The sequence below is a fragment of the Lysobacter enzymogenes genome, from assembly GCF_017355525.1.
Taxonomy (GTDB): domain Bacteria; phylum Pseudomonadota; class Gammaproteobacteria; order Xanthomonadales; family Xanthomonadaceae; genus Lysobacter; species Lysobacter enzymogenes_C.
On the sequence record NZ_CP067395.1, the window covers coordinates 3,002,186 to 3,028,280 of the forward strand.

The window sequence follows — 26,095 nt, forward strand, 5'->3', positions numbered from 1 at the left end:
GGAATATTGCGGGAACGAATCGGGCCGAAACAGGCACCGCCCGCTCACGCGCGCAAGCGAACTGCGAAGACCATCGCGAAGCGCGCCGCACGCCCGTGCGCCCGCGCATGGCGCGCGCAAGCACGATGCCGGTCGCGCTTTTGCGATGCGCTTCCCAGTCAGTCACGCGACTGCAACGAAGCCGCCGGACAGTGGCCGCTCCCCCGAACCACCGACGAGCCACGTCCCATGCGCACTCCGCATCGCACCGCCCTGCCCGCTTGCACCGTCCTGGGCGCCGCCCTGTGCACCGTCCTGATCGCCCTGCCCGCGCTGGCCGCGCCGAAGCAGGCCGCGTCCAAGGCGCCGCCGCGCGAAGAAAGCGCGCAGCGCTGGTTCGAGGAAGGCGCGGAAACCGCGCGCAAGGGCGCCAACCTGCGCCCGCTGCCGTTCAAGGCCAAGAACGTGATCCTGTTCGTCGGCGACGGCATGGGCATCTCCACCATCGCCGCCGCGCGCATCCGCGAAGGCCAGCTCAAGGGCGGCAGCGGCGAGGAGAATTCGCTGTCGTTCGAGAAGCTGCCGTACGTGAGCCTGTCCAAGACCTATTCGGTCGACGGCCAGACCCCGGACTCGGCGCCGACCATGACCGCGATGGTCACCGGCATCAAGACCAACCAGGGCGTGCTCAGCGTCACCCAGAAGGCCAAGTACGGCAACTGCGCGTCCGCGCGCGGCCAGGGCGTGGTCACCATGCTGGAACTGTCCGAGGCGCTGGGCCTGGCGACCGGCATCGTCAGCACCGCGCGCATCACCCACGCCACGCCGGCGGCGACGTATGCGCACACGCCCAACCGCGACTGGGAAAGCGACGCCGAACTCAGCGCCGAGGCCAAGGCCAACGGCTGCAAGGACATCGCCCGCCAGCTGATCGAATTCCCCTACGGCGACGGCCTGGAAGTCGCGCTCGGCGGCGGCCGCAGCTACTTCCTGCCGGCCACCGTCAGCGATCCGGAAGACGCCGGCGCGTCCGGCCGGCGCAAGGACGGACGCAACCTGCCGCAGGAATGGGCCGCGCGCCCGGGTTCGAACTACGTCTGGAACAAGGCCCAGTTCGACGCCATCGACCCGCGCCGCACCCGTCACCTGCTCGGCCTGTTCGAACGCTCGCACATGGAATACGAACAGGACCGCCCGAACGACACCGGCAAGGAGCCGAGCCTGGCCGAGATGACCAGCAAGGCCATCGACGTGCTCAGCAACAACAGCCGCAAGGGCTATTTCCTGATGGTCGAAGGCGGCCGCGTCGACCACGCCCACCACGCCGGCAACGCCAGCCGCGCGCTGACCGACGCGATCGCCCTGTCCGACGCGGTGCGCGCCGCGCTGAAGAAGACCGACGAGCGCGAGACGCTGATCATCGTCACCGCCGACCACAGCCACACCTTCACCGTCGCCGGCTATCCCGACCGCGGCAACGACATCCTCGGCAAGGTCGTCACCAACGGCCAGCTGGCGCTGGACAAGAACGGCAAGCCCTACACCACGCTCGGCTACGTCAACGGCCCCGGCTACCGCGGCCCGAACGCGCGTCCGGACCTGAGCAACGTCGACACCGCGCATCCGGATTACCTGCAGGAAGCGACCGTGCCGCTCGGCGACGAAACCCACGCCGCCGAAGACGTCGCCATCTACGCCCGCGGCCCCGGCGCGCACGCGTTCCAGGGCGTAGTCGAGCAGAACACGATCTTCCACGTGATGGCGCAGTCGCAGCGCAGCACCAGCACGTTCCTGTGCGCCCTGTTCGGCTACTGCGGCAACGGCGGCTGGAGCCACGGCCGCGGCGCGCTGTCGGTGCCGCTGATGGAAGAAGACCTGCGCGCCGGCATGGCGCGCAATCAGGCCAAGCTGTGATGCATCGGGCTTCGAAGCGACCCGCCGCCAGCGCGCGGCGGGTCGCGGCGGGACGCGTCGCCGCGCTCGCGCTCGCGTTCGTTCTCGCCGGCCCCGCGTGGGCCGGCGAGGCGGCGTCTGCGAACGCCGCGCCGTCCGCCGTCGAAACCGTCGCCGCGCCGGTCGCGGCGCCCGACGCGGAGGCCTTGCTCGCCCAGTACGTGCTGCGCGACGCGCGCGGCGAACGCAGCCTGGTCCTGGTGCGCAGCGCCGACCGCATCGAGTACCGTCAGCAAGGCGAACCGGTCGAACTGTGGCGGCAGACGCCGGACGGCATCAGCCGGCTGGAACTGTTCGCCGCGGAACAACGCAGCGTGGCCTGGGCGCCCGGCGACCTGCGCACCGCCGGCCGCATGCCGCAATGGGAACAGCTCGCCAGCCCGATCAACGCGCAGCTGCGCGACAAGCTCAAGCGCGACGGCAACGCCAAGGCGCTGGGACTGAGCGCGCAGCGCTATCGCGGCGAGAGCGCCGAAGGCCGGCCGATCGCGCTGGAATGGCTGGCCGATGCAGGCCTGCCGGCTTACTACCGCACCGGCCCGGCGAAGCCGAAAGCCGGCGATGCCGGATTCTACGAACTCAGGCTGGTCAAGCTCGAACGCGTCGACGCGGCGAGCGCGTTCACCGCCACCGCGGGGTATCGCGAGATCGACTACACCGACCTGGGCGACATGGAACTCGATCCGTTCGCGGTGGCTTACCTCAAGCGCAACGGGCACGGTCACGAGCACTGAGGCGGGAGGGACTTCGGTCCCGACGCTCCTGTATCAGCTCACCCAACACCCCATCGCGCCTCAAGCCGCGGCGGTTTCCTGCGCCGCCGCGCTGCGCGCCCGCGCCAGCAAAGCCATCCCGCGCCGCCCCGGCGCCATCACCATGCCGGTGGTCACCAGCAAGAAGCGCTCCAGCTCCAGCGCGACGCAGCTGACCACGCAGAACGCATCGCCTTCGCGGTGGTTGATCGCATGCCGCACCTGGATGCCGCGCTCGCCGAGCCGCGCCAGCAATTCGCGTAGCAACACCGCCGGCGCCTGCCGCTCGCGCGGCGCGTGGTCCCAGCGCCGGCGCGGCAGACGTTCGAAATCCACCTGGAAATACGCGCAGTCGCGCAGTTTCGGATACTCGGCCAACGCCTCCAGCGTCTGCCGGCTGTACGCGCTCACCGTCTCCAGCCGCCGGCCGATCAACACCGCCTGCACCAGCTCGGTCAGCGCGCGGATCGCGGCGTGCCCGGCGTACAGCGACGCGCCGTAGCCGCCGGGAAACACCGCCTCGCCCGCGGCGATGCGGTCGGTGGTGGCGATGAACACCGGAACGCCGAGGTCGCTGGTGGCCTCGATCAACCGCACCTCGCGGCCGAGCTGGCGCTGCGCCGCCGCGTGCACGCGCGCGACTTCCTCCGGCAACGACCCGGGCTCGATCCAGGCGCCGAACGAGGCCGGATCGCCGAGAAAATGCGCGGCCAGGAACAGCGACCACGAGTCGCGTTCGACCAGCTCGCCGATCGCGTGCACCGCCGCTTCCTCGACGCTGGCGCCGATCGCCACGCCGCTGTTGGAGCCGTAGCGGATCACGCTGGAATAATCGAAATCGTCGCCGGGCAGCAGCGCCTCGGTCGCCGACGGGCGCACCAGGAACAACGGCACCGCCAGCGCATCGCGCTCGTCGTCGGCGAAGAACGGCAGGTAGCGCCGGCAACTCAGCTGCCGTTCGCCCTGACGGCCGAGCTCGGCCGCGAACGGCAGCGCGGCGTAACGCGGGTCGTCGGCCAGCGCCTGCGCCGGCAGCAGCTCGATGCGCTCGTGCGGCGACTGCGCATTGGCGTAGACGTGCTCGACCGCCTCGTACAGCGCGCCGATGCGCGCGGCCTCGCGCTCGCCCTTGCCGTAACCGTTGGCGAAGGCCTCGCCGTCGCCGTCGTGCAGCCAGCAGATCGCCGCCTGCAGGCGTTCGCCGCAATCCTCGATGCGCGCGCGCCAGCCGGCGCGCGCCAGAAACGACTCGATGGCCCGCCCGGCCTGCGCCAGCGTGCGTTCGCGTTCCAACGGAATCATGCCGCGCTCCTTGCGCGTAGTCCCCATGCGAAGCGGCGCGGCCGAGGCCGCGCCGCCCGATGTCGCGCAACCGGCTTACTTCGCCAGTTGCTCCAAGATCGCCTTCTCTTCCGGCGTCGGCGCCGGGGCCTGGCTCTGGCCCACCTCCTGCTGCGCGGCCGGAATCAGATAGATGGGGTTCTTGAACACGCTGGTGCCAATCGGCTTCTTCATGACGTCCTCTTGTCGTGATGATGGAACGGCAGAACTTCTGCGCAGCGACGCCGGACGGAACCAGGGGTTCCGCGCAGTTCCGACGGCCTGCCCGCCAGCTATACGGCCGCGCCGGAACCGGTTCAATCCGGGCGCGGCGCTACGTCCGCTAAATACGCGAACGTCCTCGCAAATATGCGCCCTGTAATGTTGAACGCGGCCGCGCAAACGCAACGGGCCGCCGGCGCGATGCACCGGCGGCCCGTCGTTTGCGATGCGACGAAGCGCTTACGCCAGCATCGTGCGCGGCGCGCGCTCCTGCGCCTGCGAGTCCGGCGCCTGCTGCAGTTGCGGCTGCGGCACGTCCTGACGCATCTGCTGGCTGGTCTGCTCCACGCTCTGGCTCGTCGCCTGCTGGCGATCCACGTGCACGCGATGGTGGCTGGGATCGTTCAAGCCGCCCTGCACCGCGAACAGGCCGGTGCCGTTGGCGTTCGGCACGACATGGTCGATCTGCTTCAGGCCGCTGACGCCGGCTTCGTACGCCAGCGTCGCCGCGGCGCGTTCCATCTGGTCGCGATTGCCGAAGCCGCCGTTCGGGCCGAGCTTCTCCAACCCGGTCATCGCCTGCTGGTACAGCGGGTGATTGGGGTTGTGCGGATTCGACAGCGGCGCCGGGCCGAGCGGCTGGCGCTCGCCGTTGGCCGGCTGCTGCGGATCGGCCGCCGGCTGGCGCGCGTCGGGCGTCTGCGCGCCCGGCTGTTGCGGCGTCTGCCCCGGCTGCGCGGTGCGCAGCGCTTCGAGCGTGTTGCGCCCGGCCTTGCCGTCGTCGGTGAGGTTGTGCTCGCGCTGGAAGCGTTCGACCACTTCCTTGGTGCGCTCGCCGTAATGGCCGTCGGGCTTGAGCGGGTTGCCGTCGGCGTCCTTGTAGCCCAGCGCGCTCAGGCGCTCCTGCAAGGCGGTGACCGCCGGGCCGCGCTCGTTGAGCGTCAGCATGCCGTCGGCCATCGCATCGCGGCTGGCGCCGCCCTGGTTGCGGCCGGGCTGGGTGATCGAGGCCGGCAGGGTGCGGTTGGGATCGTCGCCGATGGTCGCGCGCCAGGCCTGCTCGGGCGTCTTGCCGGCGTCGATCGCCGCGCGGTATTCGGTGCGCATCTGATTGAGCGCATCGCCCGATTGCTGCAAGGTGATGCTGGCGTGGTTGGCGCCGCCGTAATGGCTCGCGCCGCCCTTGTTCGGATCGCCGAAGCTCGCCCATTCCAGCGACAGCGCGTGCTGCGCCTGGGCCAGGCTGGTGCCGGGCTGGCCGGTGATGTAGTTGCGGATGTCCGGACGCTTGTCGGCGATCAGGTACTCGGAGAACACCCGGTCCTGCAACTCCGGCGTGAACTGCTGGTTGCGGTCGATGCCCAGCTCCGCGACCGCGCCGCGCATGGTCTGCGGAATGATCTGGTACTTGCCGACCGCGAACACGCGGTTGGGATCGCCGTTGGGCAGCGCCTGCGCGTCGAGCAGCTGGCCGACCGTCATCTGCGAGAAGTCGATGCGGCGGTCGGCGCCGCGGATGTGCTCGCGGCCGTCGTCGCCGACGTAGGTGCCGCGGTTGTACGCGTTGTAGCCGGCCGCGCCGGACTCGCCGCGGTGCATCAGTTCCAGCAAAGGATTGTGGGTCATGCGGATCTCCTTATTTTCCCGATTCCTGCCTAGTCGTGTCGATCCGCCCCGCGGCGCACGCGCCGCTGTGGTCCCCTGCGGATCGGATGGGGGCCGCGTCTAGGGCCGCGGCCGGTGTCCGGTGTTCGGTCGTGCGGATCAAGCGGCGCGAAGGGCGCCGCTCAGTTGGCCTTGGCGGCGCCGAATTCCCAATCGGTCACCTGGAAGCCCGAATCCTTGCCGGTCGCGCTCCAGTACTGCGCTTCGCCGTAACCGGTGGCCTGCAAGGTCGCGCCCTGGGGATGCTTGAACCGCACCAGGCAATGCGCGTCGCCGCTGCACGCTTCCAGTTCCGGCAGATCGTCGCAGACCTTGCACAGGCCCGGATCGGCCTTGCAGACCTTCTCGTAGTTGGCGCCGACCACATTGGCCTTGCACTGCGGTTCCGGCACCGGCTCCCAGCCCTGCGCCAGCACGGCCTTGCGGAAGTCGCCGTAGGCCATGCCCTTCTTGAGCTGGGCTTCGGTGGTCTCGACCGCATCGCCGGTGCTGGCCGGCGCGGCGGACGCGGTGGTTTCGGGCGCGGCAGCGGGCGCGGTGGGCGTGGGGGCGGCTACGGGCGCCGGCGCGGCGGCGGCATCGGCCGGAGCCTTGGCCGCATCGGCGGCCGGAGCGGACGACGAAGCGCCGGAGTTGCAGGCCGCCAGGGCCGCGCACAGCGCCATCGCGCTCAGGGTCTGAACCAGTCTCACGCTACCTCCGATCTCATCCTAAGGGGGGCCGACATTGTGTCGCGGTGCGGTCTGCGGCGATACCTCGCCCGCCGCAGTCTAGGGCGGGTGGACGGAGTTTGCGCTCAAAACCGGTGCCTTGGGGATTCAAGCCGGATGAACAGGCGGCGGCCGGGTCGGATCGGTCCGCTCCTGGCGCCGTCGACGGCCAGTCCGGCCGTCGTGCCACCTCAAAGCAGGTGACGCCGCCCCGCCGAATCGAGATCAAGGAACGCCTCGCCCACCGCCCCGCGCTCCCAGCGCCACATGTCCGCCCGCGCCTTGATCGCCTTGCGCGCGCTATCGGCGGAAAACCCGGGCAAGTGCGCCGACATCGCCGCGAGCAGGCGCGAGCGCACCCAAAACTCCGTGTCCGCATCGACCGTGAACCCGCCCTGGTCGAGACCGAAACAGCATTCGTAATCGCCGCCCTCGCGCAGCAGCGCCACGTAACGCACGTCGGCCCACTTCAGCGAACCGGCGCAGTCTTCCAGCGTCGAGTCGATGCCGTGTTCGGAGACTTTGAAATACAGGCGCGACCGCAGCAGCCACCAGCAAATCAACAGCGGGACAAAGCTGTAGCTCGACAGCACCGCCAGCCAGCCGATCCATCTCCATGCCGTTTCCCAGGACATCGCGCCTCCGTCAACCGCGGGCCACGCCGCGCGGCAACACGAACTCTACCGGCACCCGCGCCACCGCTTCCACCGCCTCGCCGCCGCGCGTCTGCGGCTGGAAACGCCAATGCCGCAGCACTGTAGAAACAATCGAACTCAGCTAAAGCCACGCAGTTGGAAACGAGGCCCAGCTTTTCTGGGGCGCAGCTATGATTACTTAGTTGGCATGTTGAAATATTTCCATTGCCGCCTGCATGCGAGTCAGTCCCTCCACCTTTACAGTCTCCGCACCGTGCCTTAGAAAAACCATGTCTCCCACACTGGAAAGCTTCTTTTGAGAGGGGACCCAAATACACAACACGGACATCCCTCGATAAGTAATGCAATCCACATTCGAGAGAACTGAGGTCTTAAGGGGCTCACTCATATTTGAAGCTCTAACGTGCTGGACAAACCTCCTCTTGTACACATCGAGATCCTCTCCAAGGAGTCGAGCTTCCCTATCTACTCCTACCACGAAGCGCTCCCCTACTTTCAAAGACTCCAATCCATCTAACGCCGCGATGCGGTTAGCGTCCTTTAAATTATCGGCCACGCCCACGAAAATAGCCCCTTCGGAAGAAGGGCCTACATTTGCAATACCGCATATTGTCTCAAGCAATCGATCCAATAAAGATAAATTTATCTCACGAGAGCCATTCAGAGACAAAAAACCCTGCTTACATTCAAATGCAGCTGTTTCAACCTTTGACCGCCTCAAAGAATTTTCGAAGCGAATCATGAGGCCAGCCCCCTGCACAGATGCGGGCGGACTACGCTCATCAAAAAGTGACGAAATCACTCCTTTCGCAACATTTATGTTCTGCCGACGAGAATCACTGCCTATCTGACCTGCCGCGATCGAAAGCCTCGGTTGAATATTCGCCAAAGCCCTCATGACAAGCGCAGAATCACGAGGCGACTTCTCCTCACGAATGCACAACTCGTAAAAGGCCATTGCGATAGCGTAAAAGGCCGTTTTTATTGGGTTGCTACCTGCAGTCGGATGGACAATTCGACGCATTGCATTTGGAGATGAGTCCACATCCTCCACCACTCCACGGAGAATAGAAATGGTTGTCAGCAGGTCGTGCTTAAGTGCGTCAACCCCGTACTGCCTAAGAGCATCGCTCACCCGTTGCGACTCAATGGAGTCCTCGTCATAGACTTCGTCGAGAGCGGCGCCGCTAAAGGCGAATGGCTCTTCCAGCAATATCGATATTGCCAAATCAGCCAGAAGCTGCTCATCTTCCCCCTCGCGGAGTTGATTCTTTCGCAGAACTCCTTGCTTGCACCAGAACGTATCATCTGCGCGAATACCGAGGCCAGGATCATCAGCATTAACATCCACACTGATCTCTGGCATATCAGCGAGGTCAAGGGAAATTCGTGAAACATCACCTCTGATTTCAGCGGCAACCTCTCGAATGGCATTAGCGAAAGGCGTTAGCACACCCGCTTGACGACGCTCCTGGGGACTAAGCTGGCGTCCGTATGAATTAATTCTACTGAAGACCTCATTTACAGCATCGCCATCCACTGCGGGAAATTCGGTTACAGCAAGCGTGTAATCCAAGAAATCCGCGCACAAGTCCGGAGCTAATACGTCACTTTCTTGCGCTTTGAATACCCCCTCATCCGCAAGTTGTTTTGCCCGCGAAAGTTGTTGCACATCAAAGTAGTGCCCGTCTATTGAAAACTTATTCTCGATGAATGAAAAAACCGCGTTGAGCCGCTGCATTCCATCAAGAATTTCAAATTCTCGCGATCCATCTTGCAGCGGCCGGACGGCTAGAAGAATCAAAGGGATCGGGTAACCGCGAAGAAGACTATCTATTAGCTTTTGCTTTTCCTGAAGCGTCCAAACCAACTTTCTCTGATACTGCCTATTCACTCTAAAGGCGCCGTCCCGAAAGGATCGATATGCCTCCTGAACACTCATGCCGCGCGGCGTCACACTCATCGTATGAAATCCTTTTTCTACAACTCAGTCATCAATATTTAAAATTCGCGAGGAGCACCCGCTCGGCAACTTAGGGGCCGTAGTACGTATTTACTTACCGGTTCGCTCTGCGCTCGACTCATCCCGAGTCGCCCTAAACTCCGAATCCTCCGCCCAATTCGGCCACCGATTCGAATTCGCCAGATCGCTGCCCAAGGTGTAGATGATCTGCAAATCCCGCGCCATCCCAGCGAACGTCCAGGTCGGTTCCCACTGGTCCGCCGGCTGGTGGTAACGGTCCTTCACGTACGCTTCGGCCTCGGCCTTGCCCGCGGCTTCGCCGCCGTCGACCTTGTCTTCGCCCGAGCCGAACGACACCGCAGGGACGCCGCGCTTGGCGAACGGGAAGTGGTCGGAGCGGAAGAAGTGGCCGGCTTCGGGCTTGGGGTCGGGCGCGTAGGTCACGTTCCACTTCTGCGCGGTGGCGATCAGGTCGTCCAGCAGTTCCTGCTTGGCGCTGCCGGAGGTGGTGAAGTCGCGCGAGAGGCCGCCCGGGTCGAGGGCGTCGGTGTTGATGACGGCGACGGTCTTGGCCAGCGGGTACAGCGGCTTGGCGCTGTAGTACTCCGAGCCGAGCAGGCCCTTTTCTTCCGCGGTCACGGCCAGGAACACGACCGAGCGCTGCGGCTTCTTGGCCTTGGCGAAGCTGCGGCCCATTTCGATCAGCGCGGCGGTGCCGGTGGCGTTGTCGACGGCGCCGTTGTAGATGGTGTCGCCCTTGGCGTCCGGCTGGCCGACGCCGAGGTGGTCCCAGTGCGCGGAGTAGATGACGGTTTCGTCGGGACGCTTGCTGCCTTCGATGCGGCCGACGACGTTCTGCGAGGTGATCACTTCGCTGTCGACGTTGTAGTTGGCCGAGAAGGTGACGTTCTTCAGCAGCACCGGCTTGAACTCGCGCGTCTGCGCCTGCTTCTTGAGCTTGTCGAAGTCCAGGCCGGCGCTCTTGAACAGGCTCACCGCGGTGTCGCGCTGGATCCAGCCTTCCAGCGCGGGGTGGCTGGCGCGCGGGTTGTCGCGGACCACGTCGAACATGGTGTTGGTGTTGGAGTTCTTGACCGTGGCCCAGCCGTAGGACGCCGGGTCGGTCTCGTGCACGATCAGCAGGCCGGCGGCGCCGCGGCGCGCGGCTTCTTCGTACTTGTAGGTCCAGCGGCCGTAGTAGGTCATGGCCTTGCCGCCGAACGCGCCGTTGCCGGTTTCGAAATCGGGGTCGTTGATCAGCACGACCGCGATCTTGCCCTTGAGGTCGACGCCCTTGAAGTCGTCCCACTGGCGCTCGGGGGCGCTGACGCCGTAGCCGGCGAACACCAGCGGCGCGTTCTTGATGCTGACCGCCTTGGAGCCGTCGAGCGCGGCGCGCACGGCGATTTCGTTGCCCTGGGTCAGCGCGCGGGCCTTCTTCTTGACCGCGACCGACAGCGTCGGCGTGCCGCTGATCTGCGCGCGCAGCAGCGGCACCGGCTGGGTCCACGTGCGCTTGCCGTCCTTGAGTTCGCCGCCGGGCTGGACGCCGGCCGCCTTGAACTGGGCGATCAGGTAGTCGACGGTCTTGGTCTCGCCCTCGGTGGCCGGGCCGCGGCCCTGGAACTCGTCGGAGGACAGGGTTTTGACTTCGTCGGACAGGCGCTTGGTGTCGAAGGTCGGCGCCTTGGGCGCTTTCGGCGCCTTGGCCGGCTTGGCGGCGTAGGCGGGCATCGACAGGATCGCGGCGCAAAGCACCGCCAGCGGAGTGGCGCTCAGTTTCATAGGTGGGGCCCCAGGGGTGGTCGGGCGATACTAACCGAAGCGGTGTACGCAAGCGCTCAAGCCGAAGCCCGCGGAATCGGCGTGTTCGGGGCATCGGGCCGCAGCGGCCGAACGGCGCTTCGGACGGGGGTTTTGGGCGGCCGCGGCCGGCGCTGTCGGAGGCGTGGCGGGCGGAATGCGCCGGTCCGGGACCGTGACTTGGGCGTGATGTCGCGCACAGGCTGCTTGCGCTGGGCGGCGTGGGGGCGCGGTCGCGACTCGCGTCGCTCCTACAGGGGGATACGTGGCAGCGATCGGGCCCTGTAGGAGCGACGCGAGTCGCGACCGCGACAACACGAACACCGGCGCCGCTTTCCAGCAAGCGCCCCGTTTGGGCTCAGGCGCTGCGCAAGGTCCGCGCCGGCAGCGGCGCGGTCTCGGGCAATTCCTCGATCATCCGCCCGAACGCAGCCACCGCCGGCGTGCACGCGCCCGGCCGCCGCAACAGCACGAACTCGGCCGGCGGCAGCTTCGGCAGCCCGTAATGGCCGTCGACAATGCGCATGCCGGGCTCGACGTCGTCTTCGACCATCACCGTGATGCCCAGGCCCGCGGCGACCGCGGCCAGCAAACCTTGCTGGCTCGGCGAGGTGAACACCACATGCCAATCCACGCCGGTGCCGTCGAGCGCGGAGACACCGATGTGGCGGTTGACGCACGGCGACGGGAAGAACGCGAACGGCAGCGAGCGGCCGGCGGCGATGTCGAAATGCTCGGCGGCGACCCAGACGAAGCGTGTGCGCCGCAGCACCTGTTCGCCGCTGCGTTCGGGCAGGCCGATGACCACGGCGAGGTCGAGTTCGTCGTTGTCGACCATCTGCCGCAGATCCATGCTCATGCTGACGTTGACGTCCATGCGCACGTTCGGGAACGCGCAGGCGAACTGGCGCAGCAGGCCGGGCAGGCGGTCGCCGATGAAGTTCTCGGGCACGCCGAAGCGCACGCTGCCGGCGATCGGCGAAGGCTGGAAGCGGCGCGACAGCGCTTCCAGCGAATGCAGGATCTGTTGCGCGTGGCGCAGGAAGTCTTCGCCGTCTTCGGTCAGGGTCAGCCGGCGCGTGGTGCGGTGGAGCAAGGCGCGGCCGACCTGGTCTTCGAGGCGGCGGATCTGGTGGCTGATCGCCGATTGGGTCAGGTGCAGACGCTCGCCGGCGCGGGTGAAGCCGCCGGTTTCGACGACGGCGACGAAGGTGCGCAGCAGGGTCGGGTCGAAGTCCACGGACGCGCCTCGCGATTGATGATGACCGTTGATGGATTCTACAAAATCAAATCATTTCCCTCATGAGTAGCCGGGGAACACAATGGCTACGCCGCCGGGATGATGCGCCTCGCGCCCCGGCGGCCGGCGGTTCGCCGCAACGGCCGGTTCGCGCGAACCGGCTTGACCGCCGCCACCACGCTGGCAGCAGCCCTGCGCGAGGCTGTGCCGCCGGCGCGCCCGTGCCCCGCCCTGCCCCACACGCGAAGCCCGCGGGCCCGCGGCGCGTCCGTTCGCCCGCGCTTCGCCGACGATTCCTTGGAAACCGCCCCATGACCTTGTCCGTCGCGACACGAAACGCGCTCGCCCTCGGCGCGATCAGCCTGGCCGCCTTGATGTTCGGCCTGGAGATATCCAGCGTGCCGGTGATCCTGCCGACCCTGGAAAAGCAGCTGCACGGCAGCCTGCGCGACCTGCAGTGGGTGATGAACGCCTACACCCTGGCCTGCACCACGGTGCTGATGGCCGCCGGCACCTTCGCCGACCGCTACGGCCGCCGGCGCGTGTTCGTCATCAGCACGATCGCGTTCGGGCTGACCTCGCTGCTGTGCGGGCTGGCGCCGAACATGCCGGTGCTGATCGGCGGGCGTTTCCTGCAAGGACTGGCCGGCGGCGCGATGCTGACCAGCCAGTTCGCGATCCTCTCGCACCAGTTCCGCGAAGGGCGCGAGCGCAGCCGCGCGTTCGCGGTGTTCGGCATCGTGTTCGGCTTCGGCCTGGGCTTCGGGCCGATCATCGGCGGCGGCATCGTCGCGCTGTCGAGCTGGCCGTGGGTGTTCCTGGTGCACGCGCCGCTGGCGGCGCTGACCTGGGCGATGGTGAGCGCCGGCGCGCAGGAATCGCGCGAGGCGCAGAGCCATCCGCTCGATGTCGCCGGCCTGGCGACGCTGTCGCTGGCGGTGCTGGGGCTGACGTTCTACATCACCCAGGCGCCGGAAGCCGGCTATGGCGATGCGTGGTTGCTCGGCGTGTTGGCGGTCGCAGTGGCCGGGCTGATCGCGTTCGTGCGCGTCGAACGGCGCCACGCGCACCCGATGTTCGACTTCGGCGTGTTCCGCATCCGCGCGTTCTCCGGCGCGATCATGGGCTCGATCGGGATGAACTTCAGTTTCTGGCCGCTGATGATCTACCTGCCGATCTATTTCCAGAGCGCGCTCGGCTACGACGCGGTCCGCGCGGGCACGGCGCTGCTGGCCTACACCGTGCCGACCCTGGCGATGCCGCCGCTGGCCGAGCGCTGGGCGCAGCGTTACGGCGCCGGGCGGGTGATTCCGCTGGGGCTGGCGATGATCGGCGTCGGCTTCCTGGCGATGTATGCGGGCAGCCTGCCCGAAGCGGCGAGCTGGAAGACCCTGCTGCCGGGCGCGGTGTTGTCGGGCGTAGGCCTGGGCCTGACCAACACCTTGGTCAGCAACACCACCACCGGCTCGGTGCCGGCGTCGCGCGCGGGCATGGCGTCGGGCATCGATATGAGCGCGCGGCTGATTACGCTGGCGATCAACATCGCGCTGATGGGCCTGATCCTGATCGCGGGCATCGCCTCGCACCTGCGCGGCGCGGTCGGCGCGGCGCTCGACGGCGATGCGTTGCGCGCGTTGGCGGCGCGGATCGCGGTCGGCGACCTCGGCGCGGCGCAGTCGTTGGGTTTGGGATCCGGGGCGGGCGCCGTGGCGCACAGCGCGCTGGTGCATGGGTTCGCCTGGCTGTGGTGGTACGGCGGCTTCGGCGTGCTGGTGCTGGCGGCGCTGAGCTGGCGGCTGTTTGCGGCGCAGCGCCGGGCGCATGCGCGCGGCGACGCGCCGCAGGCGGCTTCCGAACTGCGCGCGTATCACTGACCGCGCAAGCCGCGTATCCCCCTGTAGGAGCGGCGCGAGCCGCGACCGCGGAGCTTCCGCTCGCGGCGAAAGTTTCGCCGTAAGCGCAGTGTCGCGGTCGCGGCTCGCGCCGCTCCTACAGGGGCTTCGGGTCAGAGCGCGAAATCCAGGCCGCGGCCCAACGCGCACTGGAAACTCAACGCGGGCGACACCGGTTGATAGGTCACGGGCGACAGGAAATTCGTCTTCACCGTCGCGCTGCCATCGGGCAACAACCGGTACTGCGCCAGTTCGAGCACCGCGGTCCCGTCGGGCCGCAAGGTGATGTGTTGGTTGGAGAACGACAGGTTGCTGCCGGCGACCTCGATGAAATCGCGAACCGCGAAGCCGCCTTTGACCGGCGGCGTGCCGGGCGGCGCGCTGGCGCAGTCGCCCGGAGTGAACACCGCGGTCAGCGGTACGCCGGCGAACAGCAGGGCGCGCACGCCCGGATAGCTGCGCAGGCTCCCGGCCTCGACGGCATCGCCCGCGAACGCAGGCGCTGCGCCGGCCGACAGCGTGGCGGCAAGGATGAGAACCGATGGATTCAGCTTGAACATGACGACACCTGCGGCGGGGGAAGAAGCCGCCACCGTAGCGATGCCGCTGCCGGCGAACCTGCGCGCGGTCACATCCGCACGCTCGGTTACCTGCATCTGACGACCGTCAGGCCAACCGACCGCTTGGGCAAACTGTGTCACCCATGACGGCCGCTGCAAGGATTTCTTTTGCCAGCCGCGAGAATTGCTTGTTTGCGGCGCCGCGCTGCGCTGCGAATAATCGGGATTCGCCCCGATGGAGTCCCCCATGCAACGACGCGCGTTCCTCCAATGCACCGGCACCTTGCTGCTCGCCGGCGGCGCCGCCGCCAGTTTCGGCGCCGCGGCGCTGAGCCCGAACAAGCCCGCGCCCGCCGACGCGGCGCTGCGCGCGCGTCTGGCCGAACTGGAGCAGCGCAGCGGCGGCCGTCTCGGCGTGTCGGCGCTGGACACCGGCGACGGCCGCCGCTTCGACGTGCGCGGCGACGAGCGTTTCGCCATGTGCAGCACGTTCAAGTTCCTGCTCGCCGCCGCGGTGCTGCGCAAGGCCGACCGCGGCGAGCTGGACCTGCAACACCGCATCGCCGTGCCGACCTCGGCGCTGATCGCGCATTCGCCGATCACCCAGCCGATCGCCGAAGCCGGCGGCGACGCCAGCCTCGCCCAGTTGTGCGAAGCGGCCATGATCATCAGCGACAACGCCGCCGCCAATCTGCTGCTGGCGCGGGTCGGCAATCCGGCCGGGCTGACGAAGTTCCTGCGCGGCGTCGGCGACAAGGTCACCCGCCTGGACCGCAACGAACCCGAACTCAACACCGCGATCCCGGGCGATCCGCGCGACACCACCTCGCCGAACGCGATGCTGGCGACGATGCGCACGCTGCTGCTCGGCGATGCGCTGAGCGCGGGCTCGCGGCGCCAGCTCACCGATTGGCTGATCGCCAACCAGACCGGCGACAAGCGCCTGCGCGCGGGCCTGCCGAAAGACTGGCGCATCGGCGACAAGACCGGCAGCGGCAACGGCACCACCAACGACATCGCGATTATCTGGCCGAGCGGGCGCAAGCCGGTGTTCGTTACGACCTACCTGACCCAGGCCAAAGGCGAAGACGAACAGCGCAGTGCGATTCTCGCCGACGCCGCGCGCGTGTTGGCCGCGCATTGGATCGCGCCGGCCTGAGCGCGCGTCCCGGCGCGAGAATTTCTTGTGCCCGGGACGAGAATTCTTCGTTTGTAGTCGCCTCGCCCGCTTCGAATACTGCAGGTCCCCAACCGACAAGGAGCACGACCATGCAACGACGCGATTTTCTGGGCAATGCGATGACGCTGATGTTGGTCGCCGGCGCGGGCGCCAGCTTCGGCGCCCACGCGCTGACGGCGGCCGCGCCTGCGGCCGACGACGACCTGCGCGAACGCCTGCGCAAGCTGGAACAACGCAGCGGCGGCCGCCTCGGCGTGGCGGTGCTGGACACCGGCGACGGACGCCGCTGGGCGATGCGCGGCGACGAGCGCTTTTCGATGTGCAGCACGTTCAAGCTGCCGCTGGCGGCCGCGGTGCTGCGCGAGGCCGAACTCGGCCGGGTCGACCTGAATGCGAAGCTCGCGGTGCCGTCGGCGGCGCTGGTGCCGTATTCGCCGGTCACCGAGCCGATCGCCCGCGCCGGCGGCGATGCCAGCGTGGCGCAGCTGTGCGAGGCGATCGTGGTCGCCAGCGACAACACCGCGGCCAATCTGCTGCTGCCGCTGGTCGGCGATCCGTCCGGCTTCAACCGCTACCTGCGCGGACTCGGCGACACGGTCACCGCGCTGCACCGCCCCGAAGGCGTGCCGCTGCGCGCCGGCGATCCCGACGATGTCACCTCGCCCAACGCCATGCTCGGCACGATGCGCAGCGTGCTGCTCGGCGACGCCTTGAACGACGCCTCGCGCCGCCGCCTGACCGGCTGGCTGATCGCCAGCACGACCGGCCCGACCCGCCTGCGCGCGGGCTTGCCGAAAGACTGGCGCATCGGCCACAAGACCGGCAGCGGCGACGGCACCGCCAACGATGTCGCCATCGTCTGGCCCGGGCGGCGCAAGCCGGTGTTGATCGCCAGCTATCTGACCCAAGCCTGGGGCGACGACGAGCTGCGCAACTCGGTGCTGGCCGATGTGGCGCGCACGTTGACGGCGCATTGGATCCAGGCCGCTTGAATGCCTCCGCGCGTGCGCGGTTGCGCGCGCACGGCCGGTCGCCAGCGATGCGCGGCAAGGCGGACCGGCGAGCCGGACAAACCCGCAGCAGGCGGGTTTAGAATCGGGATCCAAGCACGCCGCGCGCCGCCCGCGCGGCGCGCGCCACAAGGAACCGCATGTCCCGCAAGCCCTGGATTCTGCTCGTCGCCGCCGTCACCGGTGTCGCCCTCGCCGCGACCTTCCTGCTTCCGTCCAAGCCCGGCGCGCTGCTCGCGCTCAAGCCCGCACAGCCGCCGCCGACCCAGTACGACTGGAGCGCGCAGGTGGAATGGATCGCCGGCGACGGCGTGCGCGGTTTGCGCAACGGCACGGCGAAACAGGCGCGGCTCGACGATCCCTACGGCCTGGTGCGCACCAACGACGGCACGCTGTACTTCAGCGATGCCGGCGACAACAACCGCATCCGCCTGCTGACGCCCGACGGGCGCGTGGCGACGGTGGCCGGTTCGAAGGAAGGCTTCGCCGACGGCATCGGTCTGGCGGCGGCGTTCAATACGCCGTCGGGGCTGGCCCTGGACGGCGACGGCAACCTGTATGTCGCCGACACCGGCAACCACGCCATCCGCAAGATTTCCAGACAAGGCGCGGTGACCACGCTGGCCGGCGACGGCACGCCCGGCTATCGCGACGGCGCCGGCGCGCAGGCGCAGTTCGACGGGCCGATGGGCGTGGCGGTGAGCCGGCGCGGGCGCGTGTTCGTCGCCGATACGTACAACGACCGCATCCGCGTGATCGAACCCGACGGCACCGTCAGCACGCTGGCCGGCAACGGCCGGCCGGGTTTGGCCGACGGCGCCGCGGCGATCGCCCAATTCGATACGCCGACCGCGCTGGCTTTAGACGCGCAAGGGCTGCTGTGGGTCGCCGACACGCGCAACAAGGCGCTGCGCCGGGTCGAACCCGACGGCGACGTGTCGACGCTGAATTTAGTGCCGAGCACGAGCGGCGCAGGTCCGCTGGCGCGCCCGGCAGCGCTGGCGATCACCCACGACGGCCTGTTGTATGTCGCCGATCAGGCGATGGGCATGACCTTCCAGATCCGTCGCGACGGCAATTGGGTGGTGCTCAGCGGCGACACCCAGGACCAGCGTTTGTCGCGCCCGGCCGGCCTCGCGCTCAGCGACGACGGTTCGCTGTACGTCACCGATGCGACCAGCCATCGCCTGCACCGCATCGCGCCCGCCGCGCCGGCGGTGGCGCCGCTGGCCAACGGTCCGGTCGGGCCGGCCGACGACGATCCGCTGCCCGACACCGCCGGCCGTTGGCCGCTGAAACCGCAGGACGGCTGGCACGAAGTCGTCGGCACGCTCGGCGAAGTGCGCGGCGACGGCGGCGGCGAAGCGCGCCATCACTTGCACGGCGGGCTCGACATCCGCGGCGACATCGGCCAAGCGGTGCTGGCCATCGCCGACGCCAAGGTGTCCGCGCCGGTGGCCTCGTGGGGCTTCGGCAACCTCGGCGAAGGCGCCGAGCTCGGGCGCCTGTCCTACATCCACATGCGCGTGGGCCGCAGCGCGCGCGGCGAACTGTTCGACACCGAACGCTTCAAGCCGGTCTACGGCGACGACGGCGAACTCGCGCGCCTGCGCCTGCGCCGCGGCGCGCGCTTCGTCGTCGGCGACACCCTCGGCACGATCAACCCGATGGCGCACGTGCACCTGAGCCTGGGCCCGAGCGGCTACGAGCGCAACGCGATCGCGCTGAATTTCGTCGGTTACGCCGATCACGTGCCGCCGCGGCTGGAACGCATCGAACTGATCGACGCGCTCGGCCAGCCGCTGAAGGACAAGCGCGACGGCCGCCTGCTGGTGTCGCGCGCGCTGTCGGGCCTGCAGATCGTCGCCGAAGGCTGGGACCAAGTCGACGACAACCTTCCGCGTCGCCGCCTTGGCCTGTACACGCTGGGTTATCAATGGCTCGACGCCGCGGGCCAGCCGCTGCCGGGCTACGAAACCCCGCGCATGAACATCGAATTCGACAAGCTGCCGCCGGACGACGCCACCCAGACGATCTACGCGCCGGGCAGCGGCATCACCGTGCACGGCAGCGCGATCACCCGCTTCCGCTACGTGCTCAGCAACCGCGTGCGCGGCGGGCGGGTCGAGCAAGGCCTGTGGCTGCCGAGCGAGTTGGCGGCCGGCGACTACCTGCTGCGGGTCAGCGCGCGCGACTACAGCGGCAACGAAGCCGGCGGGCGGCGCGAGCTGGCGGTGCGGGTGCAGTGACGCCCGCGCCGCGCGCGCTCACTCGAACGGGTTGGGATCCTGCGGGCCGGTGCCGGCGAGTTCCGGCGCGGACGGCGACAGCTTGAACGAGGCGCTGTCGAAGCGTTGCGCATCGACCCGGTTCAGGCGCTGACGCTTGACCTTGTCGACCTTCGCGGTCACGCCTTCGACGTAGTAGGTCTGGCCGGGCTCGGCCAACAGGCGCAGCGGCTCGCCGTCGCCTTCGGCCAGCGCGAAGGCGTGTTCGCCCGGCGTCACGCTGATCGCCGCGTACTGGCCGAAGCGCAGGCTGGCTAGGCTGGCGTCGCCGTCGCGCACTTCGAAGATCTGGCGGTTGCCCCAGAACGGCACGTCCCGGTAGAACACCACCAGCGCCTGGCCTGGTTCCGGCGCGGCGAGCTTGAGCGGGCCGTGGCGCTGGCCGGCGACGGTCGCGGAAATCGCGTCGTTGATGACCATCTGCATCTGCGCCTGGGCGCCGCCGGCGACGAGCAGGGCCGCCGCGAGCGCGGCGGCGCGGAGTGGATTCTTCATGCGGTGTTCCCCCTGAATGCGCATCCGCGACGCGGACGCGCCGGCAGTCTAGCCCAGCGCGAGGCGCTTGCCGACACGCCGCGCGCGATCCCGCCGCGCGCAATGTTGCAAGGCGATGACACGGAATATCGGGAGTCGCCCTAGCTATCGGCGGCGCTGCGCGCTTGCTGTAATCGCGCTCTCCCCACAGCTCCCACGGCGACCATGGGCTTCCCGACTCTCGACGGCGTCCCGGCTTATCTGCGTTTCCCGCAACAGGCGCCCGCGCCGCCCCCGCCTCCGCCGCCGCAACCTCAGGAACAAGTGCACGAGGTGACGCACGGCGAAAGCCTGTCGTCGATCGCCAAGAAGTACAGCACGCCCGAGGCGCCGGTCAGCGCCGAGCAGATCGCGCAACGCAACGGCATCGAAGTCGGCGAGCTCAAGCCCGGCCAGCAGCTGATCGTGCCGACGATCAAGCAGCACGCCGAGCCCAGGCCCGCGGCCAACGCCACGCCGCAGCAAGACGCGACCAACGCGGCGATGGACCAGCATCTCACCGCCGGCGACAACCTGTCGGCGTTCACTTCGCATTACCAAGGCCCGCGCAACGACGAGGGTTACCAGAGCACGCGCGGCGGTTACCAGAATCTGGTGACCCGTAGCGGCGAGGACCTGAACACCGCCGTCGCAGCCGAAGTGCGCGCGGCGTACGACGCGCAGCCGCATCCGCCGGGCCAGAGCTTCGACGCCGCCGCGGCGAAGCAGTACGGCGCCGACGTGGTCAAGCGCTTCGACAACGATCCGGCGGCCAAGGCTGCGGCGCAGGGCGCGGTCGACAAGTTCGTCATCGCCACCGAAGTCGACGGCGCGCTGAGCGCGGCCAACCGCGCGCCCGACGCCAAGGGCGCGGTCGCCGCGCTCAACGATCAGCTGCCCAAGCTCAGCGCCGAAGCGCGCAGCGAGCTGTTGTCGAGCCCCGGCTTCGATACGTTGCTGAAGAACAAGATCGGCCCCGAATTCACCGGCCCGCTGCAGGGCGAGCCGTGGCGCGACGGCCGCATGGGGCCCAGCGCCAAGCCGATGGAGAGCCTGCAGAAGCTTGAGAAGCTGGTCGAGAACGCCGACCCGGCGCTGGCGCAGAAGCTCGCCGAACACGGCAGCGACGCGCTGACCGATTTCTTCGCCCGCGCCGAGAACGACGGCTACAGCATCCGCCTCGGCATCGAAGGCACGCGTTCGTTGGTGCACATCGCCGGCAAGCTCGGCGGCCCGGCGGAAGCCGGTTCCACCTTGAGCAAACTGGCGCAGCTGCCGATCGACGCGAGCCAGTTGCACATGGCCGTCGCCGAAGGCGCGCGCCCGGACCTGCTGCTCGCCATCGCCCAGGCCGGCGGCGGCAGCCGGGTCATGGATTCGGCGACCCAGGGCGTGCAGATGTACGCCGGCTCGGTCAAGGGCGATGTCGACGCGCTGGCCAAGGAAACCGACGAGCTGACCTGGCTCATCAGCAACCACGGCGGTTCGATGACGCCGGCCCAGCTCGACCAGGCGATCAAGGACTACACCAAAGCCAAGGGCCCGGACTGGGAAAAGAAGGTCGCCGACCTGGAAAACAAGGTCGCCGGCGAAGGCCGCACCCTGCTCGACCAGATCGATGCGCTGCGCAGCGCCGGTTCCGGCCAGTCGGGCGAGGCGCAGAAGGCCATCGACGCGATCATGGCCGACCCCAAGTCGTCGTACGCGATCAGCCTGGCGCTGAAGAAGCATCCCGACTACATCGACACCACCGCCGGCAAGCGCCTGATGCAGAGCCTGGCCTACGACGCCAAGCTCGGCGAGCAAGGCATCAAGCTCGGCAAGGAACTGGTCAACGCCTACATCCGCACCGACGTGCTCGACGCCGCGCACGGCTACGACCCGGCCAACGCCGCCAGCATCCGCCAGGCCGAGCAGGCGATCGACAAGCTCAAGAATCCGGCGCTGATCAAGCTGCTCGGCATGGACACCGAGGGCAGCAAGTATCAGAACTACATCAAGCTGGTCGACCAGCTGAAGACCACGCTGCCCGCGGCCGGCGACGGCACCGAGCAGATCGTGGCCAAGCTCAAGACCCACGCCGATGCGATGAACAACATCGACGACCGCCTCACCGCCGAGGGCTACAAGCCGACCTTCGAGAAGAACCAGCCTGCGGGGCAGTTGCTGCGCATGGTCGGCATCGGCTTCGCCACCGTCGGCTTCGTCAATTCGGCGAGCAAGGCGCAGGACGGGCAGATCAACAAGAACGATCTGAAAGCCATCGTCGATGCCGCTGGCCTCGGCCAGAAGGGCACCGAGCTCGCGGTCGGCCTGGGACTGGTGGTGGAAGATTCCACACTCGGCCGCTTCGGCGCGGGCAACAAGCTCAACGGCCAGAGCATCGACCCGGGTCGCCTCGGCCGCGCCGACCGCGTGTTCGGCTATCTCTCGGCCGGCTTCGATTACTACAACGCCGGCGAGCAGTTCCTGTCCAAGAACGGCGACCCGGTCAAGGGCGGGCTGTACCTCGCCAGCGGCGTCGGCGGCACGATGGCGGCGCTGTCGGGCACCAGCTTCGCCGCATCGCTCGGCGCGGGCAGCTGGGCCGGACCGGTCGGCATCGCCTTGGTCGCGATCGCGACGATCGGTTTAGGCATCAAGGACCGCGTCGACCAGTCGAACATCCATATGAACGACACCTCGGCCGCGTTCCTCAAGCATTCGGACTTCAACGAAGCCGCGTCGAAGGCACTGGTCGATCAAAGCGGCGAAGGCTGGAGCCCGGTGCCGCTGCTGGTGCGTTACGCCGAAGCCAAGGGCTACAAGCTCGACGACGCCGGCCAGCGGCAGAAGTTCGTCGACTGGGTCAACGGCATGCCGGCCGACAAGCTCGACAAGCTGCGCGATCAGCTGCACTACACGCTCGACGATTTCGACGGCGATGTGTCGAAGCTCGGTACCGATGCCACGGTGTATCGCCCGGAGACTTACATCAACTCGGGCGGGTTCCCGGCCAAGGTGTACGCGAACGCGAGCACGGTCGGGCATCTGGATGCGATCGTGCGCGATTTCGGCATCGCGGATTTGCCGCACGCTTGATCCGCAAGCGGCCTTGAGGCGACGCCGGACGGCGGCGCCTCAAGCCGTGGTCCACCATTTAAACCACAGATACTGGTGATCGAGCGCTGCGATGATTTCTACGTGGTTCCAGTCGCGATGAAGGCACAAGCCGTCCTTCCAGCCGTCGAGATCGCGGATATAGGCTGGCAGATCCCTTCTCAGCGAACCGCTGTACTCCGCCACGACACGCGCGAATTCTTCGCGCGAAATCCGTTCGCACACTGCGGACTCGATGCCGATGCCCTCTGCATCGGGCAGCTCCGTCGGCGATATGGGCTGGAGATAAATGGAGGTGGCGCAGTAGGCGGACATCCAAAAATGCAACGGGCTTAGAAAGTCCTCTCGCGAGCCGTATCCCAACTCGAGTTGCTGCTCGCTGCCACTGGGGAAGTCGCGGCAGTCGAATTCGTGAATATGCAGCGTTTCGGGCGCCGCCGGCGGCTGCGAGCGCCAGTTGGCCAGCAGATGAGCGTGGTCGAACATCGCTTCAGAATTCCTCGCGGCCGCGGCGGGCGGCATGATCGCACGCCTGCGAGTTCAACGCCCGGCCACGCCGATCGCTGCCGGCGCGCCGTTTTCGAACACCACCGGCGCGCCGGCCGGCTTCAGGGTGTCGCCTTCGATCCGCAGCACATGCAGCGCGCGGTCGTCGATGCTCTGCGCCAGCACGGTCGCGTTGTCGTCGCCGAACGCCACGCCTTCGGCCCAGGCGCCGATCGGCGCGGCGGCGACGCGGCGCAAGCGGCGGTCTTCGATCTTCAGCAGCACCACCAGACTGTGCGGCGAATGCCAGGGATGGCTGGCCGGGCGGTTGCTCATGTTCTGCACCGCGGCCGCAGCAAAGCGGCCGTCGGGCGAGCAGGCCACGTCCTCGGGCGCGGAGCCGACCGCGACGGTATCGATCACGCGCGGCCTGGCGCCGGCCAGATCGATCAGGCTGACCGTATCGATGTCGCCGTTGCCGTTGTCGGGAATGCCGAAGTTGCCGACCACGGCCAGATCGGCGCCGCAGTAGGCGACGGTGAACGGGGTGACGCCCGCGACCATGTCGCGCACCGCCGGCTGCACGATGCGGCCGTCGCGCCAGTCGTACAGCGACACGCGCTGGGCGTCGGGCTGGGCGACCAGCAGACGCTTGCCGTCGGGTGCGAACGCGCTCGACAGCGGGCCGGTGTTCGGCGCCAGGGTCAGTTTTCCGGCGATGGCGGCGCGGCGCTTGTCGATCGACAGATAGACGAAGCCGTTGTCGGGATTCGACGACACCAGCGCGGTCGTGCCGCTGCGGTCGAACTTGACCGACGAGGGCCGCACGCCGAGCGCGAGGGTTTGCACGAGCTTCGGCGTCTTGCCCGACAGGTCCACGACCGAGAGCCGGTCGTCGGCGGCGTAACGCTTGGGATCGGCCGGATCGAGCCTCGTCGACGCTGCCACCAGCGCCAGATCGCCGCGCGGCGACACCGCGATGGAGGTCGGCGGGCCGAGATAGCTGGTCGGCACGGCGACTTCGCCGAGCTTGCGCAACTGCCCGTGTTCGAGCCGGAAGAACGCGGCCGAGTCGGCGGCGGGCTGGTCCGGAATCGCGCCTTCGCCGTTGCGCAGGATCACTTTGGCGTCGACCGCCACGCCGATGGTTTGCGCGCCGGCGCACAGCGGCGACAAGGCCAGGGCGAGCGCGAACGCTAACGGTTTGCACGGCATGGGCGATTCTCCGGAGGGATCGCCCGATGATCGGCACGGCGGCGGGGCGGTTCCTACTGTCGAAGGTCATCTTTGTGCGGTGATGCACGGTCGGGAGGCCATCGTTGCCGGCGATGGGCAGTTCGCAAGCGGTCTTCGCGCGCGAAAAGCCCGCTCCGCCGCTCCATGACGAAGCAGCAGGAATCCGCGCCCTCGCCTACCGTCATCCCCGCGAAAGCGGGGATCCAGAGACTTCAGAGCCATGCCGCGATGAAGCCCTGGATCCCCGCTTTCGCGGGGATGACGGGGGTGTGGGTTTCGGCGACGGTCGGGCGTTCGCCGCATGGGACGCTGCATGCGGCCCCGCCCCCTGTCGCCGCGGCCGCATCGGCCTTACTGTCGACACCGCCCCGCCATCTGTTCCCTGGAGTCCGCATGAGCACCGCCACCGTTCCCACCGTGCACGCCCACAGCGAGCCCGCGCCTTACCTGGTCACCTTCGTCGACGACGGCCAGCACCGCTGGCACGCCGACGAACCGGCCGAACTCGGCGGCGGCGACAGCGGTCCCTCGCCCGAGCGCCTGCTGCTGTCGAGCCTGGGCGCCTGCACCGCGATCACCGTGCGCATGTACGCGCAACGCAAACAGTGGCCGCTGGCGCAGGTCGAAGTAGCGCTGCGCTTCAATCCCGACGGCAAGCCGGCGGCCGGCACCGACATCGAACGCCGCATCGTGTTGCGCGGCGAACTCAGCGACGAGCAGCGCGAGCGTCTGTTGCAGATCGCCAACGCCTGCCCGATCCACAAGGTGCTGACCGGCGAGGTGCGCATCGCCACGGCGCTGGCCGAAGCCGGCTGAAAGCCGGCGCGAACGCTCGGCCCGATGCGTTCGCTTGGTCAGCGGCAGCGGAACTCGTCGGCCCGATACTCGCTTTCGATCGCCTGCTCGCCCGCGCCGGCGTCCGCGTCCGGATTCGCGCGCCGGACGATGCTGTAGCCCACCGCGTAGGCGCCCGCGGCGCACGGCCGCGGCAGGTCGCGCGCGGGTTCGAAGTATTCGCCGGCCGCGACGCCGCGGCCGTCGATGGCGTAACCGGTGGCGCGGCAGGCGCCGGGATAGCCGGGCACGCAGGCGGCGGCGGCTTCGTCGGCGTCCGCGGCGGCCATCGAGGCGGTGAAGTTGACGGCCCAGCCGCTGGCCGGATCGGCGCGGCAGTCGCCCGAGGGCAAGGGCACGGCCTGATCCTGGCAACCGTTGGCGCCCTGCCCGCCCAGCGCGGTTTCGCTGAAGTATTGGTAGCGGCCGCTGAGCGTCCAATCGGCCGCCGCGGCCGGCAGCGCCGCGCTGGCGAACATCGCCGCATACACGGCCGCGAACATCGCGGCCCGACCCGACTTGCCCCTGTTCATCCTTGTCGCTCCTGGACCGCAATGCACTCGCCGGTGGCGGCGAGCGGCGCGAGGATAGCGCAGGCATGCGTAAGCGAGATTGCAGTTTCGGGCCGTGCGCTCATGTTCCGATCAGGTTCGCGCCGCGGCTCCGACGCGGCGCACACTCGGCGTGCGCGCGCCGGCAAAACCCGCGCGGCGGCCGTGCCGCGCTCAATTTTG

General features: G+C 68.2%; 21 protein-coding genes. 8 read left to right on the top strand and 13 right to left on the bottom strand.

Annotated elements, in window-relative coordinates; all coding sequences use genetic code 11:
• The first annotated feature begins 228 nt into the window (after positions 1 to 228).
• Both JHW38_RS12565 and JHW38_RS12570 read left to right on the top strand, forming a co-directional pair.
• Positions 229 to 1,893, top strand: coding sequence for an alkaline phosphatase (locus tag JHW38_RS12565; protein WP_207521667.1), 1,665 nt, complete (start codon positions 229 to 231; stop codon positions 1,891 to 1,893).
• Positions 1,893 to 2,666 carry a hypothetical protein gene (locus JHW38_RS12570; RefSeq protein WP_207521668.1) on the top strand — a complete coding sequence of 258 codons (774 nt, stop codon included), beginning with the start codon at positions 1,893 to 1,895 and terminating at the stop codon, positions 2,664 to 2,666. The genes JHW38_RS12565 and JHW38_RS12570 overlap by 1 nt, the downstream gene beginning before the upstream one ends.
• A gap of 60 nt (positions 2,667 to 2,726) precedes the next feature.
• Here the strand turns inward: JHW38_RS12570 and JHW38_RS12575 are convergent, their stop codons facing one another.
• The 8 genes from JHW38_RS12575 to JHW38_RS12610 form a co-directional block, all read right to left on the bottom strand.
• Positions 2,727 to 3,986 (bottom strand): YcaO-like family protein, encoded by a 1,260-nt coding sequence (locus JHW38_RS12575; protein WP_207521669.1) that lies wholly within the window; start codon positions 3,984 to 3,986, stop codon positions 2,727 to 2,729.
• 75 nt (positions 3,987 to 4,061) lie between these two features.
• Entirely contained in the window at positions 4,062 to 4,199 is a 138-nt protein-coding gene (locus JHW38_RS12580) for a hypothetical protein (protein WP_207521670.1), read from the bottom strand.
• A gap of 267 nt (positions 4,200 to 4,466) precedes the next feature.
• Complete coding sequence (locus JHW38_RS12585; RefSeq protein ID WP_207521671.1) at positions 4,467 to 5,852, bottom strand: peptidoglycan-binding protein; 1,386 nt, start codon at positions 5,850 to 5,852, stop codon at positions 4,467 to 4,469.
• Positions 5,853 to 6,013: 161 nt separating this feature from the next.
• Complete coding sequence (locus tag JHW38_RS12590) at positions 6,014 to 6,583, bottom strand: hypothetical protein (RefSeq protein WP_207521672.1); 570 nt, start codon at positions 6,581 to 6,583, stop codon at positions 6,014 to 6,016.
• A gap of 209 nt (positions 6,584 to 6,792) precedes the next feature.
• Positions 6,793 to 7,236, bottom strand: coding sequence for a hypothetical protein (locus tag JHW38_RS12595; RefSeq protein ID WP_207521673.1), 444 nt, complete (start codon positions 7,234 to 7,236; stop codon positions 6,793 to 6,795).
• Between the two features lie 199 nt (positions 7,237 to 7,435).
• The gene (locus JHW38_RS12600) at positions 7,436 to 9,220 is read right to left on the bottom strand and encodes a GmrSD restriction endonuclease domain-containing protein (RefSeq protein ID WP_207521674.1); all 1,785 of its coding nucleotides are present in this window, start codon (positions 9,218 to 9,220) and stop codon (positions 7,436 to 7,438) included.
• Between the two features lie 90 nt (positions 9,221 to 9,310).
• The gene (locus tag JHW38_RS12605) at positions 9,311 to 10,954 is read right to left on the bottom strand and encodes a M28 family metallopeptidase (protein WP_242691393.1); all 1,644 of its coding nucleotides are present in this window, start codon (positions 10,952 to 10,954) and stop codon (positions 9,311 to 9,313) included.
• Positions 10,955 to 11,381: 427 nt separating this feature from the next.
• A complete protein-coding gene (locus tag JHW38_RS12610) occupies positions 11,382 to 12,263 on the bottom strand; it encodes a LysR family transcriptional regulator (RefSeq protein ID WP_207521676.1) in 882 nt (293 codons plus the stop codon).
• A 311-nt stretch (positions 12,264 to 12,574) separates the two neighbouring features.
• Between JHW38_RS12610 and JHW38_RS12615 the strand changes: the two genes are divergently transcribed.
• Entirely contained in the window at positions 12,575 to 14,137 is a 1,563-nt protein-coding gene (locus JHW38_RS12615) for an MFS transporter (RefSeq protein ID WP_207521677.1), read from the top strand.
• Between the two features lie 131 nt (positions 14,138 to 14,268).
• On the opposite strand, the gene JHW38_RS12620 is transcribed toward JHW38_RS12615, so the two are convergent.
• On the bottom strand, positions 14,269 to 14,964 hold the full coding sequence (locus JHW38_RS12620) for a VirK family protein (RefSeq protein WP_207521678.1): 696 nt from the start codon (positions 14,962 to 14,964) through the stop codon (positions 14,269 to 14,271).
• Here JHW38_RS12620 and bla (JHW38_RS12625) point away from each other — a divergent pair.
• From bla (JHW38_RS12625) to JHW38_RS12635, 3 genes are all read left to right on the top strand, one after another.
• Positions 14,963 to 15,874 (top strand): class A beta-lactamase, encoded by a 912-nt coding sequence (bla, locus tag JHW38_RS12625; RefSeq protein WP_207521679.1) that lies wholly within the window; start codon positions 14,963 to 14,965, stop codon positions 15,872 to 15,874. The two genes, JHW38_RS12620 and bla (JHW38_RS12625), sit on opposite strands and share 2 nt — an antisense overlap.
• Positions 15,875 to 15,984: 110 nt before the next feature.
• Positions 15,985 to 16,887 (top strand): class A beta-lactamase, encoded by a 903-nt coding sequence (gene bla, locus JHW38_RS12630; protein WP_207521680.1) that lies wholly within the window; start codon positions 15,985 to 15,987, stop codon positions 16,885 to 16,887.
• 158 nt (positions 16,888 to 17,045) lie between these two features.
• Entirely contained in the window at positions 17,046 to 19,154 is a 2,109-nt protein-coding gene (locus JHW38_RS12635) for an NHL repeat-containing protein (RefSeq protein WP_207521681.1), read from the top strand.
• Between the two features lie 18 nt (positions 19,155 to 19,172).
• Here JHW38_RS12635 and JHW38_RS12640 read toward each other — a convergent pair whose 3' ends face one another.
• Positions 19,173 to 19,688 carry a hypothetical protein gene (locus JHW38_RS12640; protein ID WP_207521682.1) on the bottom strand — a complete coding sequence of 172 codons (516 nt, stop codon included), beginning with the start codon at positions 19,686 to 19,688 and terminating at the stop codon, positions 19,173 to 19,175.
• A 312-nt stretch (positions 19,689 to 20,000) separates the two neighbouring features.
• On the opposite strand from JHW38_RS12640, the gene JHW38_RS12645 reads away from it, so the two are divergent.
• Entirely contained in the window at positions 20,001 to 22,787 is a 2,787-nt protein-coding gene (locus tag JHW38_RS12645; protein ID WP_207521683.1) for a LysM peptidoglycan-binding domain-containing protein, read from the top strand.
• 39 nt (positions 22,788 to 22,826) lie between these two features.
• Here the strand turns inward: JHW38_RS12645 and JHW38_RS12650 are convergent, their stop codons facing one another.
• Both JHW38_RS12650 and JHW38_RS12655 read right to left on the bottom strand, forming a co-directional pair.
• A complete protein-coding gene (locus tag JHW38_RS12650; protein WP_207521684.1) occupies positions 22,827 to 23,291 on the bottom strand; it encodes a hypothetical protein in 465 nt (154 codons plus the stop codon).
• A gap of 54 nt (positions 23,292 to 23,345) precedes the next feature.
• Entirely contained in the window at positions 23,346 to 24,506 is a 1,161-nt protein-coding gene (locus JHW38_RS12655; protein WP_207521685.1) for a YncE family protein, read from the bottom strand.
• Positions 24,507 to 24,920: 414 nt separating this feature from the next.
• Between JHW38_RS12655 and JHW38_RS12660 the strand changes: the two genes are divergently transcribed.
• Positions 24,921 to 25,343, top strand: coding sequence for an OsmC family protein (locus JHW38_RS12660; RefSeq protein WP_207521686.1), 423 nt, complete (start codon positions 24,921 to 24,923; stop codon positions 25,341 to 25,343).
• 38 nt (positions 25,344 to 25,381) lie between these two features.
• Here the strand turns inward: JHW38_RS12660 and JHW38_RS12665 are convergent, their stop codons facing one another.
• Complete coding sequence (locus JHW38_RS12665; RefSeq protein WP_207521687.1) at positions 25,382 to 25,894, bottom strand: hypothetical protein; 513 nt, start codon at positions 25,892 to 25,894, stop codon at positions 25,382 to 25,384.
• Between the last annotated feature and the right edge of the window lie 201 nt (positions 25,895 to 26,095).

Coding starts and splice junctions, on each gene's coding strand:
- JHW38_RS12565 (WP_207521667.1), top strand. CDS start 229: ATGCGCACTCCGCATCGCACCGCCCTGCCCGCTTGCACCGTCCTGGGC.
- JHW38_RS12570 (WP_207521668.1), top strand. CDS start 1,893: ATGCATCGGGCTTCGAAGCGACCCGCCGCCAGCGCGCGGCGGGTCGCG.
- JHW38_RS12575 (WP_207521669.1), bottom strand. CDS start 3,986: ATGATTCCGTTGGAACGCGAACGCACGCTGGCGCAGGCCGGGCGGGCC.
- JHW38_RS12580 (WP_207521670.1), bottom strand. CDS start 4,199: ATGAAGAAGCCGATTGGCACCAGCGTGTTCAAGAACCCCATCTATCTG.
- JHW38_RS12585 (WP_207521671.1), bottom strand. CDS start 5,852: ATGACCCACAATCCTTTGCTGGAACTGATGCACCGCGGCGAGTCCGGC.
- JHW38_RS12595 (WP_207521673.1), bottom strand. CDS start 7,236: ATGTCCTGGGAAACGGCATGGAGATGGATCGGCTGGCTGGCGGTGCTG.
- JHW38_RS12600 (WP_207521674.1), bottom strand. CDS start 9,220: ATGAGTGTGACGCCGCGCGGCATGAGTGTTCAGGAGGCATATCGATCC.
- JHW38_RS12605 (WP_242691393.1), bottom strand. CDS start 10,954: ATGCCCGCCTACGCCGCCAAGCCGGCCAAGGCGCCGAAAGCGCCCAAG.
- JHW38_RS12615 (WP_207521677.1), top strand. CDS start 12,575: ATGACCTTGTCCGTCGCGACACGAAACGCGCTCGCCCTCGGCGCGATC.
- bla (WP_207521679.1), top strand. CDS start 14,963: ATGCAACGACGCGCGTTCCTCCAATGCACCGGCACCTTGCTGCTCGCC.
- JHW38_RS12620 (WP_207521678.1), bottom strand. CDS start 14,964: ATGGGGGACTCCATCGGGGCGAATCCCGATTATTCGCAGCGCAGCGCG.
- bla (WP_207521680.1), top strand. CDS start 15,985: ATGCAACGACGCGATTTTCTGGGCAATGCGATGACGCTGATGTTGGTC.
- JHW38_RS12635 (WP_207521681.1), top strand. CDS start 17,046: ATGTCCCGCAAGCCCTGGATTCTGCTCGTCGCCGCCGTCACCGGTGTC.
- JHW38_RS12640 (WP_207521682.1), bottom strand. CDS start 19,688: ATGAAGAATCCACTCCGCGCCGCCGCGCTCGCGGCGGCCCTGCTCGTC.
- JHW38_RS12650 (WP_207521684.1), bottom strand. CDS start 23,291: ATGTTCGACCACGCTCATCTGCTGGCCAACTGGCGCTCGCAGCCGCCG.
- JHW38_RS12655 (WP_207521685.1), bottom strand. CDS start 24,506: ATGCCGTGCAAACCGTTAGCGTTCGCGCTCGCCCTGGCCTTGTCGCCG.
- JHW38_RS12660 (WP_207521686.1), top strand. CDS start 24,921: ATGAGCACCGCCACCGTTCCCACCGTGCACGCCCACAGCGAGCCCGCG.
- JHW38_RS12665 (WP_207521687.1), bottom strand. CDS start 25,894: ATGAACAGGGGCAAGTCGGGTCGGGCCGCGATGTTCGCGGCCGTGTAT.